This is a genomic window from Caballeronia sp. dw_19, from assembly GCF_018449515.1.
Lineage (GTDB): Bacteria > Pseudomonadota > Gammaproteobacteria > Burkholderiales > Burkholderiaceae > Caballeronia.
The window spans coordinates 36,744-52,886 of the sequence record NZ_JAAVUQ010000030.1 but is presented as its reverse complement, the minus strand read 5'-3'; the positions used below and the strand labels follow the sequence as shown (position 1 = coordinate 52,886).

At 61.1% G+C, this 16,143-nt stretch carries 15 protein-coding genes; 6 read left to right on the top strand and 9 right to left on the bottom strand.

What is annotated here, in order from left to right; genetic code table 11:
• Positions 1-181 precede the first annotated feature (181 nt).
• From HB376_RS30035 to HB376_RS30020, 4 genes are all read right to left on the bottom strand, one after another.
• Positions 182-1,471, bottom strand: a complete 1,290-nt coding sequence (locus tag HB376_RS30035) for a CNNM domain-containing protein (protein ID WP_213767314.1) — start codon at positions 1,469-1,471, stop codon at positions 182-184.
• Between the two features lie 115 nt (positions 1,472-1,586).
• Positions 1,587-3,260, bottom strand: a complete 1,674-nt coding sequence (locus HB376_RS30030) for a tannase/feruloyl esterase family alpha/beta hydrolase (protein ID WP_213767313.1) — start codon at positions 3,258-3,260, stop codon at positions 1,587-1,589.
• A gap of 183 nt (positions 3,261-3,443) precedes the next feature.
• Positions 3,444-4,466 carry a hypothetical protein gene (locus HB376_RS30025; protein ID WP_213767312.1) on the bottom strand — a complete coding sequence of 341 codons (1,023 nt, stop codon included), beginning with the start codon at positions 4,464-4,466 and terminating at the stop codon, positions 3,444-3,446.
• 1 nt (position 4,467) lies between these two features.
• Positions 4,468-5,820, bottom strand: a complete 1,353-nt coding sequence (locus HB376_RS30020) for an MFS transporter (RefSeq protein WP_213767311.1) — start codon at positions 5,818-5,820, stop codon at positions 4,468-4,470.
• A 118-nt stretch (positions 5,821-5,938) separates the two neighbouring features.
• On the opposite strand from HB376_RS30020, the gene HB376_RS30015 reads away from it, so the two are divergent.
• The 3 genes from HB376_RS30015 to HB376_RS30005 all read left to right on the top strand — a co-directional run bounded on the left by HB376_RS30015 (position 5,939) and on the right by HB376_RS30005 (position 9,208).
• Positions 5,939-6,907 (top strand): LysR substrate-binding domain-containing protein, encoded by a 969-nt coding sequence (locus HB376_RS30015; protein ID WP_213767310.1) that lies wholly within the window; start codon positions 5,939-5,941, stop codon positions 6,905-6,907.
• Positions 6,908-7,088: 181 nt separating this feature from the next.
• On the top strand, positions 7,089-7,691 hold the full coding sequence (locus tag HB376_RS30010; protein ID WP_213767309.1) for a cytochrome b: 603 nt from the start codon (positions 7,089-7,091) through the stop codon (positions 7,689-7,691).
• 65 nt (positions 7,692-7,756) lie between these two features.
• Positions 7,757-9,208: a glycosyltransferase gene (locus tag HB376_RS30005; protein ID WP_213767308.1), complete on the top strand. Its 1,452-nt coding sequence runs from the start codon at positions 7,757-7,759 to the stop codon at positions 9,206-9,208.
• A gap of 52 nt (positions 9,209-9,260) precedes the next feature.
• Here HB376_RS30005 and HB376_RS30000 read toward each other — a convergent pair whose 3' ends face one another.
• The 4 genes from HB376_RS30000 to HB376_RS29985 form a co-directional block, all read right to left on the bottom strand.
• Entirely contained in the window at positions 9,261-9,830 is a 570-nt protein-coding gene (locus tag HB376_RS30000) for a YbhB/YbcL family Raf kinase inhibitor-like protein (protein WP_255631636.1), read from the bottom strand.
• A gap of 96 nt (positions 9,831-9,926) precedes the next feature.
• Complete coding sequence (locus tag HB376_RS29995) at positions 9,927-10,721, bottom strand: anti-sigma factor (protein ID WP_213767307.1); 795 nt, start codon at positions 10,719-10,721, stop codon at positions 9,927-9,929.
• The gene (locus HB376_RS29990; RefSeq protein WP_031360721.1) at positions 10,718-11,236 is read right to left on the bottom strand and encodes a sigma-70 family RNA polymerase sigma factor; all 519 of its coding nucleotides are present in this window, start codon (positions 11,234-11,236) and stop codon (positions 10,718-10,720) included. The genes HB376_RS29995 and HB376_RS29990 overlap by 4 nt, the downstream gene beginning before the upstream one ends.
• A gap of 154 nt (positions 11,237-11,390) precedes the next feature.
• Positions 11,391-11,759 (bottom strand): hypothetical protein, encoded by a 369-nt coding sequence (locus HB376_RS29985; RefSeq protein WP_255631637.1) that lies wholly within the window; start codon positions 11,757-11,759, stop codon positions 11,391-11,393.
• Positions 11,760-12,054: 295 nt separating this feature from the next.
• Here HB376_RS29985 and HB376_RS29980 point away from each other — a divergent pair, with 295 nt between their 5' ends.
• The 3 genes from HB376_RS29980 to HB376_RS29970 all read left to right on the top strand — a co-directional run bounded on the left by HB376_RS29980 (position 12,055) and on the right by HB376_RS29970 (position 14,741).
• Positions 12,055-13,347, top strand: a complete 1,293-nt coding sequence (locus tag HB376_RS29980; RefSeq protein ID WP_213767306.1) for a CaiB/BaiF CoA-transferase family protein — start codon at positions 12,055-12,057, stop codon at positions 13,345-13,347.
• Positions 13,348-13,500: 153 nt separating this feature from the next.
• Entirely contained in the window at positions 13,501-13,953 is a 453-nt protein-coding gene (locus HB376_RS29975) for a hypothetical protein (RefSeq protein ID WP_213767305.1), read from the top strand.
• Between the two features lie 2 nt (positions 13,954-13,955).
• Complete coding sequence (locus HB376_RS29970; protein WP_213767304.1) at positions 13,956-14,741, top strand: DUF1828 domain-containing protein; 786 nt, start codon at positions 13,956-13,958, stop codon at positions 14,739-14,741.
• A gap of 43 nt (positions 14,742-14,784) precedes the next feature.
• On the opposite strand, the gene cls is transcribed toward HB376_RS29970, so the two are convergent.
• On the bottom strand, positions 14,785-16,068 hold the full coding sequence (gene cls / locus HB376_RS29965) for a cardiolipin synthase (protein WP_213767303.1): 1,284 nt from the start codon (positions 16,066-16,068) through the stop codon (positions 14,785-14,787).
• Positions 16,069-16,143: the final 75 nt, after the last annotated feature.

The following is a 16,143-nucleotide window of genomic DNA, read 5'->3' as shown; positions in this document are numbered from 1 at the left end:
CATGTCCTTCCACGCGCCTCGTTCCAACTCGGCCGAACGGCTAACGCTTGGCGCTGCTGAAAAAGCCGACCGAATGGCTAACGCGGCCCGACAGGCGATTCGCGGAGGTGGAAAAGGCGCAAGCTGGTGCAACCAGAAGCCCAACGCGAAACCCGACCCGCCCATGAACCCAGCTTCGTTGCTACCCTTGTTTCCTCAGCACCACGCCTTGCGGCCGGAATATCTTCACCGTGCGTATTGCCTGGTCGTCGCTGCGCATTACTTCGAAGTGCACGCCGGCAATACGCACGCTCACGTCGCCGTCCGGAATCTCTTCCAGGGCTTCGAGGATCAGGCCGTTGAGTGTCTTCGGGCCGTCGGTGGGAAGCGTCAGCTTCAGCCAGCGGTTCAGCTCGCGCAACGGCATGCTGCCCGCCACAATGCATTCGCCTTCCTCGTTCCATCCGCCACGCGAACCGGCCCCGCGTGGAATAGTCGTGGTGAACTCGCCAATCAATTCTTCAATGATGTCTTCCGGCGTCACCAGTCCCTGCAGTTCGCCATATTCGTTCACCACAATCGCAATTCGATGCCGGCTCTCCTGAAAGAATTGCAGTTGCTGAAACACAGGCGTGCCGGCCGGGACGAAGTACGGTTCGGCCAACAGTTCGCGCAAGGTCTCGCGCTCGAATTCCTGGTTATGCAGTGCCGAGAGCGTCTTTCTCACGTGCAGAACCCCCAGCACGCGATCGATGTCGCCCTGATACACCACCAGCTTGTTGTGATAGCAGGTCTCGAGTTGATGCAGGATGGTGTCGAAGGGGGCATCGAAATCCAGTGCTTCAATCCGGCGGCGCGGAATCATCACGTCGTCGACCGTGATGTTCTCCAGGTCGAACAGGTTCAGCAGGATGCTGCGGTGCTTGGTCGGCATGAAATTGCCCGATTCCAGCACGATGGTGCGCAGTTCTTCCGTGGAAAGCCGCTGGTCCCGGCCACCTTTCGTGTTGATGTGCAGCACTTTCAGCACGCCGTTCGCGAACAGGTTGACGAACCAGACGAGCGGCCTCGCCACGCGCATCAAAGGCGACAAAACGAGGCTGGCCGGGAGCGCAACCTTTTCCGGATACGTCGCGCCTACAATCTTCGGCGCAATCTCCGCAAACACAATGATGAGGAACGCTACAACCCCGGTCGTCACCGACAAGACCACATTGTTATGGCCAAAGGTGCGCAGCGCGATGGACGTTGTCAGTACCGGAATGATCGTGTTGATCAGATTGTTGCCGATCAGGATCACGCTCAACAGCTGATCGGTCTTGGCAAGCAGGCCCTGCGTGACGCGAGCACGCAGCGAACCCTGGTTGGCGAGGTGTTTTAGCCGATGGCGATTGAGCGCCATCATCGACGTTTCGGAAATCGAGAAGAATGCGGAGAGAAACAGCAGCAGGAAAATGGCGCAGATTTGCGCCCATAAGGGAATGTGGTCCACGCGCGATCTGGAAAGGGAGGATGGGAAAGACTATAGCAGAGCAGAAAGCGATTGCTTCTCTTGCTCGACAAGCCTTTCGGACGACAGTTCGACCCGTCCCGTCCTCCCTCGTGGATTACTGGCTACAACCGAAACTCGCGGCGGAATTGACGTTACCGCCCGCGTATTTCGGCCAGTTCGGGTAACGGCACAGGGGGCGCGTGCGCCCGGCAGTCGCAGCGGTCGAGTCCGTGACGGTGAGCGTTTCCGGCGTGATGCCGTTTTCCGCCCATTGTTCCAGCGCCCCAAGCGAATCGACTTGCGGCAGGAACGGTCCGGTGCCGTGGCCAACGCCTGGCATCAAATAGAAGCGCACGAAACTGTCGACGGAAGCCTGACCGAACTTCTGCACCAGCGCGTTGTAGTAGTCCACCGACGAATCCGTGCTGACGATTTCATCGGCGAGACCGTGGGTGATGATCGCTTTGCCACCCTTCGCGATGAACGCCGAGAGATCGGGGTTGGTGGCATCGCTTTCAGCTGAAACTTGCTGGACTTGCGCCTGATACGCGCCGGGATTCAGCGGATCGAAGGTGAGCGAATTGAACGTCGGGATACGCGTGATGAAGTACTTCACCCACTGGTCGCCCGTGACCCACTGGTTCGCGTCGTTCTTGCCGGCGGGATTGGCCGGTATGGGTGAGGTGCCGAAGTTGCGCGTGGTGTACTGACCCGCGAACACGGAGCCGGCGAGGATGTTGTACCCGGCGTACTGCGTGACGCCGTTCGCAAGCGGATAGGGCAGCAGCAATGGCGAGGCGATGGTGTTCACGGTTGCGATCTGGGCATCGGAGAGGCAGGTGTCTCCCGTGTCCTTGCCAGCCGGGCAGCGCAGGGTGGCGAGCACGGCGGGCGCTTGCAGCTTGCAGGCCGCGACGTTCGAGATGATGCCGTCGGCTACACCGTCGAGCGTGTCGCAGGCTTTAGTCACGGTGTTCTCGAGCAGCACGGTCTTGTTCACGTCGAGCCAGCCCGCGCCGCCATTCAGATAAAGCGCGCGGCCAAGCACAACGTTGGAAAGACGCAGACCCGTGTAGTTAAGGGCGGGCCGGTTGACGACAATGCCGTCATAGTCGGCGGGCCATCGCTGGATCACGGTGAGGCCGTCACGACCGCCGGTCGAGCTGCCGAAGAAATAGGTTTTCGTGGGCGCCGCGCCGTAACGCGCCTTGAGCAATAGCATGGCGACGTCGTGGGTTTTTTTCAGGGTGAGGCCGCCGTAGTTGGCGAGCGCTTCGTCGTTCGCGGCGAACGCACCGTCGGTGATGCTTTTGCTTTGGTGACCGGAGTCGTCGCCGAAGGTCACGTAGCCGCGGGCGAGCGGTGTCGACGAACCTGCGGGCGCCATGTCGAGTGCGGCAAGGCCGGTGATGAGCGTGCCGTCGAAACCGCCGCCGCCATATTGCAGCGCCTTTTCGTTCCATGCCGTCGGCAAGTTGACTTCGAAATTGATGTTCGGCGCGGTTGTATCGACGGGGGCAATGGTGCCGTTCACCTGGCAATACTCGCCGGACGTACTCGACGCCGCGACCAGTGTCGCGCTCGCCACCGTTGCGCCGTTGCTGGGCGCGCCTATCGACGTCGCCGCAATCTTGATCCCGCCGAGCGCAGAGCATGCCGCGGCGGACGAAATAGGTGGCGTAGGCGGCACGGGGGGCGGACTGTCGTTATTGGACGATGAACCGCCGCAACCGGCCAGCGCAGCGACGACAAGGGATACGCCGCAAGCGGCGAGGGTGTTTTTGATCATGCTGTCTCCGTATGTTTATTAACTGCTGCTTGCATCGGACAAACGAACCAACCGAGCCAACCAAACGAGCCAACCAAACGCTTGCCGATAAACCGATCAAGAAACGAACGACGCACCGTCCGGACGACAGCAGTCCCGTCGCCGAAGCAACGTTCTTGAATGTCGTGATGTATTGCGCGGTGTCTAGTCCGTCGCGCCGGCCGTCGATGAATCGGCCACGTTCGCGAGCCGTTGTGCGTCGAACAACGCCCGCACGCCTTCGTGCGAACCGAGCATCGCTGCGCCGTTGTGGCCTACGCCGGCGACTTCCCAGCAGCGATGTCCAAGCCCTGGATGACGGGCTTTGAGGTACGAAAAATAAGAACGTCCACGCGCGAGCCGATGGGGGCCTTGCGCTTGTGCCGCACACGAACGGTCGAGTGCGTCGTGGTGTGGGTCGCAATCCTGCTGACCGAGCAGATAGATAACGTCGTTCGCCGCGTAACGTGTTTCGAACGTATCGAATGACACGGACTTTGCGTAACGCGGCGGGTGCCGCACGCCGTACTTCCAGTCATCCACGCCGGGGCACGCGGTGGTATCGGCGGGGCGCAGAACGCCGTCAGCGTAGGGCCGCACGGAGTCGAAGTACACATACGACGATGGATTCGCGATCACATACCGGCACCGCACGCCTGGCACGTTGCAGCCCGTGCCCACGATCGCGTACCGGTGCGCGACCTGCGCGCCGCCCGAATGCCCGGCGATCACCACCTCGCGCAGAGCCGGATAACGCGCAAGATCCGCGAATTGCGCGATGAATGCATCGAGGACATCGAAGGAACTGAGCGGCGCCGGGCCGAGCGCGTCGTCGCCGCCCATCCATGAGGTCCATTCCCAATGCAGCGTGTCGGCGGACAAGCCGTGCGCGGCAATATCCTCGGTGGCGAGGAACTGCGGTACGAGCAGTAACGTATGGGCGGGATCGGTCGATGCCGCCGCCAACGCACGTTGCGCTGAGAGCAAGTAAGCGTCGGCATCACGCAACCGGCCGTGCAGCAGGATCACGATTCGCGAAACGTTCGCAGCATCCCGTTCTTCGATCGACCGATAAAACGGCACCGTACCCGCGCCGCGCGACGTAACCACGCGCAGCCGTTCGTTGCCGACTGCACCAACCGGATGCTCATTGCGGGCTTTAGGGGAAGAGGGGAGCACGGCAGTCATTTCAATCCAGCGGGAGGGCATCGGGATCGCGGCGCAGACGTTGCCCGGAACGTGTCAGCCCGACCAGCGCGAGCGACACGAAGCCCGCGAAGATCAGGTAATACGCCGGCACGATATTCGATCCGGTCACGGTGATCAGCGTGGAGACGGTCAGCGGCGCGAGGCCGCCGAACAGCGTCACCGCGATGTTGTACGAGAGCGCGACGCCGGTAGAGCGCGTGGCAGTGGGGAACAACTGCGTGAGCATGCCGGGATGCGGTCCGGACATCAGGCTCAGCACCACGGTCGCGACCATTTGAGCGGCGAAAACACGGCCCGGCGTGGGGGACGCGAGTACCCATGCAAACAGCGGATACGCGATCACCACCCACACGATAGTCACCGGAAAGAACAGCCGGTACGCGCCGATCCGGTCCGCGAGTTTCCCCGCGAGCGGATAACCCACTATGGAAACCAGCCCCGACACCGCCGTGCCGAACAACGCATTCTTGAGCGGCAAGTGCAACTGACGCTCGACATAGAGCGGCATGAACGTGTGCCACAGATAATTCGTTGCGGTCCCGACGATGATCACGCCCATCGCGCACAACGACGCGTCACCGCGTTGCCGGAAAAAGCTGCGAATGGTCTGCCGCGGCGCATGGCCGAGCCGTTCTCGCAACTCCACGAACTCGGGCGACTCCGCGACTTTGTGCCGGATATAAAACCCCACCGGCCCGACCAGCGCGCCGACCAGGAACGGCACGCGCCAGCCCCATGATTCGAGCGATGCCCGGTCCAGATTCGATGTCAGGAAATAACCAAACGCCGAGGAAAGCACCAGCGCCACCGCCTGCGATGTCATCTGGAAGCTGCCGAAGTACATTTTCTTGCCGCGCGGCGCGTATTCCGTGAGCATCGCGGCGGCCGTGGCGAACTCGCCGCCCACCGACAAACCCTGCATGACGCGTGCAAGCAGTACTAGCAAGGGCGCGGCGACTCCGATGGTCGAATAGCCGGGCGTCAGGCCCATCAACAAGGTGCTGGCGGCCATCATCAGGATGAGCATGGAAAGAGTCTTGCGGCGCCCGACGCGATCCGCATAGGCCCCAATCACGATCCCGCCGAGCGGCCGCACGATAAATCCAACCGCAAACGTGCCGAGCGTCAGCGTTGTGGAAAGCGCGGTATTACCGACTGGGAAAAACACATGCGCGATGATCTTCGCGAAGTAGCCGTAGATCAGGAAATCGAACCATTCCAACCCATTGCCAATGACCGAAGCCAGCACGGCGCGGCGAATCTGCGACTTGCTGAGCGATGCCAATGAAGCGGGCGGATGATCGGCCGCGTTGGATGGGAAGGTGGTTTCCATATGTCTCCGGATCTGTGCATTTATGTGTATTTGAATCGAAGAGTACGAAACGCAGTGGCAAATGTAAAATACATATCGGATGGCATTGCCATATCTGTCACGTATGTGAGGCCTCTCGATGGAACTGCGTCATCTGCGGTACTTCCTTACCGTCGCCGAGGAGCGCCAGTTCACGCGGGCGGCGGCGCGGCTGCATATTCAGCAGCCGCCTTTGTCGCAGCAGATTCAGGAGCTTGAACGCGAACTGGGTTTTGCGCTTTTTACGCGATTGCCGCGCGGGGTGGAACTGACGTCGGCGGGTGCGGCTTTTGTCGTCGATGCCCGCGCCGTGCTCGACACGCTCGATCAAGGCGTGGTCAATGCGCGGCGGGTGGCGAACGGCCAGCTCGGTTCCGTGCGGATCGCGCTGACGAGTTCGGCGGCGTTCCACCCGCTGGCCACCGCCGCGATCCGCCGTTTTCGCGCGACGCATCCGGACATTGCCATCGACCTGAACGAGATCAATGCGGCTGACATCATCGAACGGATGGTGAATGGACGCGTCGATGCCGGCATCCTGCGCAAGCCGATCGAGACGCCCGCGGAGTTGCGCTTTGACCTGCTGCACGAGGAGCGCATGGTGCTCGTGCTGCCGGTCGGGCATGCGCTGCTGCCAGCGAAAGGGAAAGGCGTGCGCCCGGGCAAACAGCCGCGTGTGCCGCTGAAGGCGCTTGCCGGCGAGTCGTTTATTTTCGTGCGGCGGCCGGGCGCACCGGGCATGTACGCGGACTTCATCCGCGCCTGCGAGGCGGCGGGTTTCAAGCCAGAAGTGGTGAGCGAAGTGCCGCGCATGCTGAGCGCCATCAACCTGGTGGCGGCGGGCGGCGGTATCACGCTCGTGCCGGCATCCATGCAGCGATACCAGCAGGAAACCGTGGTGTATTGCGCTGTTGCCGGCGACGAAGCGTTCTCCGCGCCGCTCCACCTTGTCACGCGCCGCGACGCCGCGAATCCGGCCGCGTTGCGATTCGCGCAGGCGGTGCTGGCGTTTGTGTCGCCGGGAGCGAAGGGCGCCGAACCCGCCGAACCCTTTCAACGCCTTGACTGACAAACCTGCTACAAACGCAACTTCGCGTTTTCCCGCAGAATCGATGGAATAAAGCGACGCCACGGTGCGTTTGGATCGTGTCGTCTGCAAACATTCGCGCTTGGCTTGAATAGACCAATCCGCCGCGACAGTTTGCAGAAAGAACCATCCAGCCGATCCTCATTTTCCGCACGGAGTTTCAATGTCCACGCAAGCTGCCAACGTGGTGTCAGACCCGCCCCAGACCGAGATGCCGCTGCGCTACACGCGCACCGCGATGGTCCTGCACTGGCTCATCGCGTTGTTGATTATCTGCAACGTCGTGCTGGGGCTGACGGCGGAATCGTTCCCCGATTCGTGGGTGCGTCCGGTCGTCGATACCCACAAGTCCATCGGCATCACCGTTCTCGGGCTGGTGCTGCTACGGATCTTGTGGCGCGTTTCGCATCGGCCGCCGCCATTGCCGAAGGCGTTTCCTAAGTGGGAACACATGGCCGCGCACATCGCACACTTTGTGCTCTATCTGTTGATGATCGGGTTGCCGTTGTCCGGCTGGCTGCACGACTCGGCGTGGAAAGACGCCGCCACGCATCCAATGCATCTCTTCGGCCTGGTTCCGTGGCCGCGCGTGGGTTTCGTGATGCATCTCGATCCGGTCCTGAAGGAATCGTTGCACGATCGTTTCGGCGCATTGCATACGTGGCTGGGTTACGCGCTGTACGCCCTTTTGGCGATGCACGTGGGCGGCGCGCTCAAACATCAGTGGATCGACAAGAAGTCGGTGATCTCGCGGATGGTGCCGTGATGGATGTGAAACTTCACGCCGTACCCATGCGAACAAAAAAGACCCCGCCCCAACCGGATCTGGTGGTGAAACCCTCTCTGGAAGAGGCGCTCGCGCAGGCTTCGCCGCGCTTGGCGCCTCGCCCCGTGACGCTCGCGAGCGTGCTGATTCACGGCGGCGTGGTCGTGCTGTGGCTCGTGCTGTTCGCCCGCGCGTTTTTCCTGCACGGCGTGGTGGCATGGTCGACGGGCATTGCCTACGTGGTCTACGACACCTTGCTGCTGATGTTCGTCGCGGCGAAATCGTGGACGCTTGTCAGGCCGCGCAAGCCGCTTGATCGCAAGCAGCGCGAACGCGGTTTGCCGAAGCTCGGCGTGATCGTGGCGTCGCATAACGAGGCGGCCGTGCTGCCCAACACACTCGCGAAATTGCTCGGGCAAACGCATAGCGCGGCGCAAATCGTGATTGCCGACGATGGTTCTTCCGACGCCACCGCCGAGCTTCTCACGCAACGTTTTGGCCTTGTCTCGCCGGCGGAGGGAGAATTGAGCGCGGCATCGACGGTGCATCCGACGCTCTTCTGGCTACGCGTGGCACATGGCGGCAAGGCGCGTGCGCTGAATGCGGCAATCGAAAAGATCAGTACGCCGATCGTCATGACCGTCGATGCCGATACCCGTCTCGCCGATGACGCCGTCCTGGCCATGCGCAGTGCGTTTGCGTCGCGGCCGAACCTGGTTGCCGCGGCGGGCATCCTGGTTCCGGTGTGCAGCAAAACGATCAGCGGGCGCTTTTTCCAGTGGTTCCAGACTTACGAATACATCCGCAATTTCATCGCGCGTTTTGCGTGGATGCGCGCCGATAGCCTGTTGCTGATCTCGGGCGCGTTCGCTTCATTTCGCCGCGATGCGCTGCTGGCCGTCGGTGGTTTCGATCCGCAATGCCTGGTGGAGGATTACGAACTGATTCACCGGCTGCGCCGTCATTCCGTCGATCACGGTCTGGACTGGGATGTGCGGGTAGTGGGCAACGCGCACGCCATCACGGACGCGCCGAGTTCGTTCAGTGGTTTCATGCGACAACGCCGGCGCTGGTTCGCGGGCTTTTTGCAGACGCAATACTGGAATCGCGATATGACCGGCAACCGGCGTTACGGCACCCTCGGTTTGCTGATGTTGCCTGTGAAGGCCTTCGATACCGTGCAGCCTATCTACGGCTTGACGGCGTTTGCGCTGCTGTTGGGGTTTATCGTGGATCGGCGCGGCGCTATTGTCTTGCCTATTTTCAGCGTGATCGGGGGGAAGATTCTTATCGATTTCGCCTTTCATTTGTGGACCGTGCATTTGTACCGGCGCTGGACGGGCGACACCGCCGGGTCGAGCCTGTGGATGGCGGTCGTGACGGCGATTGTCGAGCCGTTCACGTTCCAGTTGCTGCGCCATACGGGCGCGGCGCTTGGCTGGGTCGACTTCCTTGGCGGTTCACGTGCATGGCGCGTGCAGACGAGAGCGGGGCTCGCGGCTGCGGATGAGGCCTGAAGGTATAAGCCGCGATGACGTTGATGTACTACCTAATCACGCATCGCGGTAATCAACGCCCGTACCGCACCACCATGCTCGATGCCGCCAGCACATGCCCCTTCATCGCCGCGATCAAAGCGTCGCGGTTGAGCGCGGAGGGCAGGGCATTGGCGGCGATATCCAGCGCATAGGCTTGCACGACATAGTGATGCGGTGCATCGCCGTGCGGCGGGCAGGGTCCGTAATAGCCATCCTTCCCCGTCCGGTTGATTCCGCCAATGCTCCCCGCCGGCGGCGGCCCGCCTTCTGCGAGCGCGGTCGTCGTAGCAGGAATTCCGTAGAGAATCCAATGCACGATTCCGAGGCCGCGCGCGCCGTCGGGATCGTAGATAGTGACCGCGAAGCTTTTGGTGTCAGTGGGCGCGTTGCTCCACGCGAGCGGCAACGAAACGTTCTTGCCTCCGCAATCCTGCGCGCTGGCGGCGTGGCGGGAGTCGAGGGTGGCGTTATCGGCGAGGCCGGGCGAGGTCAGGGTGAAGCGCTCATCGGCGACGGCGGCGACGCTCAGGAAACATCCCGCGCCTATCGCGGCAACGCGCAAAAGCCGCTTCGCGCGGCACATGCTTGAATCACTCTTCATTGTTCTTCTGGCCTTGAGTCTCAATAACTTCGCTCCGGGTACCACGTGCGCTTGATGTATTTCCGCCGCTTCAAGCGCCGCGATCCTGCCACCTTCTCACTGCCATTTCTTCGGATCGCCGCCCAATGCGGCGCAGGTATCGAAGCTGATGGCACGGAGCTTCGTCTCGCCGATCTGTCCCGAGAGCGCATAACCCGCGTGATCTGTCGTCCAGTAGAAAGTTCGTCGCGAGCCGTCGCGCAACATCCGTATGGCGTATTCGTCCTTGTGTTTGCCCGAACCGCTGGTCATGTACAGCGTGAGCCGTTCGCCGCTGGCGTTCTGATACATGAACTGAGCCGCCGGCCCGTCCTCGCCGGGCAACAAGCGGCCACCGACCAGCTCGAACCCATATTCGTGCAGTGAGGGAATCGTCAGGGTCCGGTTGAGCCGCTTGGACAACCATGTAACAAGATGATCTTCCTGCGATGCCGCGACTTCCACCGCGTGCCGCTGTTCAGGCGCATACACGGCGTAAGCGATATCCGCGCGTTGCGCGAACGTCGGCGCCGGATGATCCTGAGCGAGGACCGGCAACAGCATATGCATCAGGAAGCCGCACGCAATCCCCACCGCCAGCCAGCTCGCCGCCATCAGATAACGCTTGCGCGGACGCACGATCACGACTTGCGGTTCTTTATCGGCCGTGGCGGCAAACAGCGCCCGCAGCGCATTGTCCTGCGCGCGATACGCGGCGACCGTCGCCGCGCTCGCCGGATCGCGGGCGATGCGCGCCGCGGTTTCAGGGCGCTCGGCCTCAGGCGCCTCATCGTCGATGAACGCCGACAGCGCGCGCAGCTCATCGGCTGCCGCGCTGGATTCCGCCTGTTCCGGACGTTCGGGGTTCGTCATGTGCCACTCACGATTTTCAACGACGCCGATTTGCGGCCCGGTTCCTCACCGAGCAGCACACGCATATGCTCCCGTGCCCGCGATAGTCGCGACATTACTGTCCCAGCCGGCACGTTCAGCACCACGGATGCCTCCTGATAACTCATGTCCTCAACGCAGACGAGCAGCATGACTTCGCGTTGCTCGACCGGCAGGCAATACAGCGCGCGTTGCACGTCGCGCAGCACGAGCCCGTCGACTTCGCCCACGGGCGCGGCCATCTGCCGCCAGGGCGCGGTTTCATCGTCGACGGCAATATCGCGCCGGCCGCGCAACTGATCAATATAGAGATTGCGCATGATCGTGAACAGCCACGCGCGCAGATTGCTACCGACGCGAAATCCTTTCGACCGGCCCAGCGCGCGTTCGGTCACGTCCTGCACGAGGTCATCGGCCCACGCACGGTCTCCCGTCAGCGCGCGCGCATAACGCCGCAACTGCGGGAGAACTCCAACGAGATCGGTATCGAAGCTCAACGGCCTATGCTCATGACTGGTTCACTTTCAGCGCTCCGGACCCTGTTCCCGTGACGACGATATTGCCGCCACGGGAACAGCGGCCATCGATCGCTTCATGCTGGTCTCCATCGCTGTGATGGTGTCTTGCTGCTTCACGCTTGGTGCATCCCGCTTATTGCTTCACGGTGTGCCACATGTCCTTGAAATTGTCGCCGTTGGCATCGCCGGGCTTCTTGTCTTTCGCGAACGTGTACACGCGCTTGCCTTTGTATGCCCACTGGTTAGCGCCATCGGCTGCCGGCATCATGGTCCAGTCACCTTGGGGCTTGTCCGCGGCATCGGCCATTACCGCCGGCCACGCCTGGGCGCAACCGCCGCTGCACGCGCTCGGACCCGACGCCGGATCTTTGTCGAACGTGTAGAGCGTCATGCCTTTCGCGTCGGTGTACATACCGGCTCCGGCCATCGGCGGGGCGGCATGGGCGCTCAGGCTGAAGGCCGCGGCAAGGGCCAGGGCGGCAGCGAGCATTGGGATTCGCATTCTCACGTTGTTTGTCTCGTTACATTTGTACAGATACGGGATAAACGGGTGGCGCTCGCGGAATATTCCGATACCTGACAAATATTTCGACCAAGTTCCGTAATTTTGATCCTGTCGATTGGCTGGTGCGCCTCGAGATATACGAGGGGACGTCCTATCTGGCGACTTGGCTACAATCGACGGCATCGGACGATGCGGTTCTCCGCCAGCCGCCTGACCGGGCGTGCCGATTCGCATTTTTCCGGCCATGAACGGACCCATCAGCCAGAACCCGGCTTGAAACGAACGAGGTGAAATGGTGCAGGACAGCAAGAATCAAGCGACGCCGGAGAACCTTGGCGCAACCATCAATACGACAAGAAAACGCCCGTTGGACGGCATTCGCGTGCTGGATTTATCGAGGGTGCTGGCGGGGCCGTGGTGCACGCAGAACCTCGCGGATCTTGGCGCGCAAGTGATCAAGATCGAGCGTCCGGGCACGGGCGACGACACCCGCACGTGGGGGCCGCCGTTCCTGCGCGACGCCGAGGGCCGTAATACGTCGGAGAGCGCCTATTTCCTGTGCGCGAACCGCAACAAGCAGTCGGTTGCCATCGACATGAGTTCACCCGAAGGCGCTGCGCTGATCCGCGAGTTCGCGAAGTCGTGTGACGTGGTCGTCGAAAACTTCAAGGTCGGAGGACTCAGAAAATATGGGCTGGACTACGAGAGTCTTTCGGCGATCAATCCGCGGCTCGTGTACTGCTCGGTGACGGGTTTTGGACAGAGCGGCCCGCTATCGCAGCGCGCGGGTTACGACTTCCTGATCCAGGGGATGGGCGGGCTGATGAGCATTACCGGCGAGCCCGACAGCGTAGCGGGTGGCGGCCCGGAAAAAGTCGGCGTGGCGGTAACGGATCTGATGGCCGGCATGTATGCCACCACCGGTGTGCTCGCCGCGTTGATGGAGCGCGAGAAGAGCGGACTCGGGCAGCATCTCGATATCGCGTTGCTCGATTGCCAGCTCGCCATGCTCGCTAACCAGTCCATGAACTATCTCACCACGGGCATCGCGCCACAGCGCATGGGCAATGCGCATCCGAACATCGTGCCGTATCAGACGTTCGCCGCGAGCGATGGCCATGTGATCGTCGCATGCGGCAACGACAGCCAGTTTCGTTCGCTGTGCACCGCGATGAACGTGCCGGAACTTGCACTCGATGCGCGCTTCGCCACCAATAGCGGGCGCAGCGTGAACCGGGCGGAATTGCTGCCGCAACTGGCGGCGGTGTTCATGACGCGTCCCCGCGACGCATGGGTGGACGCGCTAGAAGCGTGCGGCGTGCCGTGCGGGCCGATCAACGATATCGCGCAGGCTTTCGATTCTGACCAAGCGCAATTTCGCGGCGCGGCGCGGGGGATTCCGCATCCCGTCGCGGGCGTGGCGCCAACTGTGGCGAGTCCGCTGCGTTTATCGGCTACGCCGGTTGCGTACGATCAGGCGCCCCCGATGCTTGGACAACACACGAGCGCCGTGCTGCGCGACGTGCTTGGAATGGATGACGCACAGATCGAGGCGTTGATGCGATCGGGGGTGATCGGCGGGTAGCTTCTTGATAGCTTTGTCGCGATGTCAGATGTGGTCGGCATGGCAAGTCGACACTTTATGACAACGTTCAGCTTGACTCGCCTAAAGTGCATCAAGGTATGGTTGGTCATGTGAAATCCACGCAAGCACGCAGGATGCAAACCATGACCTCATATGATCGACGATCTTCCACGGGACGAGGCGGAACGCCTGTTGAGCCTCAGCAAATTCGGCGATCCATCAACGGGATGGAACAAGCACAAGGAGGCAGTGAGTTTAGCCAAATGCGTGTTCGGAATGACGGATGCCGACGGCAGGCGCATTCAGGGTATGACTGCACGTCTCTCTGTCAGGTACGGCCGACGACCGCCCTTCAGGCGGTTTGTCTTCGGCATGTACCACTGTCAGAACAAAAGTGATCGACGTGCTTATCAGCTAGAGATTATTCAGGGCAGCCGGCTAATAACCGATCTGCATCGCAATCCTCATGAGCACGTCGGGCGTGATCGGATTGCGGGCGCCGCCGAATGGTCTGGCTTAAGTTACGCAAGTGCGCTACGGCTCTTTTGCAAAAAGACTAACTTGACGCTGACGTGCGTCTTACCTGACCCATCGGTTCCGGAATAGAAATGAACATTCAGTCATCCTGCCAGGACATGTGCGCGAAGCTTGGCTTCGGTTGCGTGCAACTTGAAGAGGAAGAGCCGCCCATGATGGCGCTCCACACACCGTTTGGTTTTTACGGCGGCGACCCGTTCGTCTTCTATGCCGAATATTTGGACGGTGGTAACCAGATACGCTTCTTCGATTCCGGCGAGACACTATTCCACTGCTTTTGTCGCCAGATCAATTCGTTTCATCTGCGGGACTACCAAGTCGTGAAGGCAGCGATCAAGCAGCCTGACATCAACGTAACGCATGAGGGCGAAATCGAAGGCACATTTGAAGTTGCCCACATGGCGTCTGGTTTCGCGAGCTATGTCGACGCGTTGCTGAGTCTGGCCAGATGGGAGTTCGATAACGCGGGCACGGACTTCGCTGTTCGCGAGCCCAGTCTGATCGGCGATACGAGGCTTTATCTCAACGCAATGAAGCCGGATGTCCCGGCGATCAAGAGCAAGTTCAAGGCCGCAGGCGTGTCGGGTCGTCAGTACGGCTTCGACCTGTCGCAGGGTGACACGCAGATCGACGTGATTTCATGTCATCGCAACGCTTCGTCGTCGGAGCTTTACAAGCTTGTGGACCTGCGTGGCAGTGCGCTGACTGCCAACACGCCGATCATCGTGGTGGTGGACGACCGTTTGCTACCCGAACAGGCGGATCGTGAGGTGGCTGTGATCGGCCAGTACGCCGAGGCGTGGCCTATGAGAAAGCTGATTGAGGCAGCGGCGGGCGGTGGGTTAACGCGGCATTGAGGTCCTATCCGGCAGTCGAAACCGGGGAAAACCATGCCGGTGTTCAAAGCTGCCAGTCGAGCAACGGCACCACTTTCTCTATCAGCTTCTCTGATCTTGGTCTGTGCAGCCACTCTTCGTACGTGACGAGGTGCGACTTTTCAATATCGGCGTCGAAGATCGCGCTTTGCTGACGGGCAAATTCGCGATCGTAGATATTGAGGTTCGCTTCGTCGTTGAGCTTGAACGAGCGGCTGTCGAAATTCGTCGATCCCACTGAAACCAGGTAATCGTCCACCACGAGTAATTTGCAATGGAACATGGTCGGCTGATATTCATGGATTTCGATACCCGCAGCCAGCAGATCTCCCCAGCAGGCGCGGGAGGCTTCACGCACTGTATGCGTGTCAATACGTTTTCCCGGCGTCACAATGCGCACTCTCACGCCGCGTCGTGCGGCTTCCACCAGGGCGTTGATCGCGAGGCCATCGGGGACGAAATACGCGCTCGCCAGATGAATGCTGTGCGTGGCCGCCGTAATCGCCATGAGATACATCAGTTCCATGTCGTCCGCGCCGTGGGTGGGAGAGCTGCTGAACATGTGCGCAACACCATGACAGGCCTCGGCTTCGGGCAAGGAGGAAATCTCAGGAAAGTACTTGGGACCATGCAGCACATTGCCGGTCGCCTTGATCCAGTTGTCCATGAACACGGCCTGCATGTGACCGACCACCGGACCTTCCACTCGGAAATGCGTGTCGCGCCAATGCTTTTCGTCTTGCGCGTTCCCCGTCCATTCCTCCGCGATCCCAACGCCTCCAGTGAAACCCATGCGGCCGTCGATGATCAGCAGCTTCCGGTGCGTCCGGTTATTCATTCGCCCGAGTCCGGTCCAGTGTGGCTTGTGATACTGAACGACGTCGGCACCGGCTTGCCGCAGTTCGTCGAGATAACGGTGATCCATTTTCTTGCAGCCCACCCAGTCGAGCAGGACATGCACCGCAACGCCCGAACGCGCTTTCTCCGACAACGCCGCCGCAAATCGCGCGCCAATGTCGCCGGACCAGTAGATGAACGTTTCGAAGGTAATGGTCTCTTTGGCGGATTGAATGCCATCGAGCATGGAAGGGAAGATTTCGTCGCCGTTCAGCAGCACGGCATACCGATTGCCCGACGTCACCGGCGGCCCCAGCAAGAGGCTCATTGAACGAATGAATTGCGGGTCGTCGCTGGAATACAGCCTGTCGATGTTGTGCTCGACCTTCTTTTCGCCGCTCACGAAGTTCGCAAGGATCAGGACAACGACGAGCGTGACGATTACCGTAAGCGGTATGGCGAGCAAGAGCATGTCGGATTCCGGACGAGACGAGCTGCAATCGGGAGGGAGGTGTGCGCGGTGCCGGAGCCCGGAAGCTCAGCTACG